This window comes from Frankia sp. CeTa3Moorea (genome assembly GCF_978021225.1).
In genome coordinates this window covers 1194-2514 of the sequence record NZ_CDXDOR010000223.1, presented here as the reverse complement: position 1 = coordinate 2514, position 1321 = coordinate 1194, and the positions used below count along the sequence as shown (strand labels likewise).

At 67.0% G+C, this 1321-nt stretch carries 1 protein-coding gene; it reads right to left on the bottom strand.

From position 1 onward, the window contains the following. Window positions 1-44: 44 nt before the first annotated feature. Window positions 45-1283 (bottom strand): IS110 family RNA-guided transposase, encoded by a 1239-nt coding sequence (locus AC08OV_RS23065; protein WP_476615526.1) that lies wholly within the window; start codon window positions 1281-1283, stop codon window positions 45-47. Between the last annotated feature and the right edge of the window lie 38 nt (window positions 1284-1321).

Below are 1321 nucleotides of genomic sequence, written 5' to 3'. Positions count from 1 at the left end.
CCGTTCAGTCCGCGCGTGTGGGGTGCTGGTGATGGGGTTTGGGGTCAGGCCGCGGGTTCGATGGTGACGGTGTAGCCGAGCTTTTCGAGTTCGCCGACCAGGGTGTTCTTGCGTTTCTCGGGGTTCCGGCGGCGGCGGGTGTGCCAGTCGCCACCGAGGTCGTGGTATTCGGTGTTGCCCGCGATGATGTGCCAGTAGGCGATGAGAATGTCGTGGCGGGTCGTCCCGATCGCTTTCTGGATCCCGCGGCGGCCTCGGACCTGGGCGTGGTGCGATGCCAGGTAGGTGTTCTTACTCCGAGCCGCGGCCCACGCCGCCTCGGTCAACGCGGTCCGTAACCACTTGTTCCCGTGGCGGGTACGACCGGACAGGCGTTTCCCACCCGAGGTGTGGTTCCCCGGGCAGATACCCGCCCACGATGCCAGGTGCCCCGCGGTCGGGAACCGGGACATGTCGATCCCGACCTCGGCGAGCAGCACGATCGCGGTGACCCTACCCACTCCCGGGATCGTCGTCACCCGGTCCACCGTCCCAACAAAAGGGGCGATCATCACCTCGATCCGATGGTCGAGCTCCTCGATCTGCTCGTCACACAGGTCGATGCGTTCCAACAGCTGGGCTGCGAGGAACCCGTGATGACCGGAGCGGAACGTGCCGGCCAACGCCTCGGTCAGCGCCGGGATCTTCCCGCGCAGCCGGCCGCGGGCCAGCTCCGCCAAATACTCGGGGTTCCGTTCCCCGGCGATCATCTTCTCCAGGATCGCCCGGCCGGAGACGCCCAGCAGCTGGGAGGCGACGCTGGTGAGTTTCACCCCGGCGTCCTGCATCAGCTTCTCCAGCCGCTGGACCTCGCGGGTCTTCTCCTCCACGACCGTGCGCCGCGCCCGGGTGAGGTCGCGCAGGTCCCGGAACGGTTTCGGGGGGACGAAGGACGGGCGGACCAGGCCGTGCGCGACCAGGTCCGCAAGCCAGGCGGCGTCCGCCACATCCGTTTTCCGGCCTGGTACGTTACGGACATGCGCGGCGTTGAGAAGCCAGCATTCGAACTGGTCTTCCAGCATGTGGAAGACAGGTTTCCAATAAACCCCTGTTGATTCCATTCCCACGACCGTGCCCTTGTTCTGGGCCGGCCAGTCCGCGAGGAGCCCCAGCGAACCCCCGGTCGCAGTGAACGTGCGGACCTCGACTTTCGCGGGTCCTTTGGCGGGCTGGATCCGTACCGCCGCGGCCACCGTGTCCCGATGGACGTCGAGTCCCGCGCAGCGCGGGAACACCACTTCCACCCCTGCCTCCCTTCCCAATCAGGCAACACCCTCCAAGG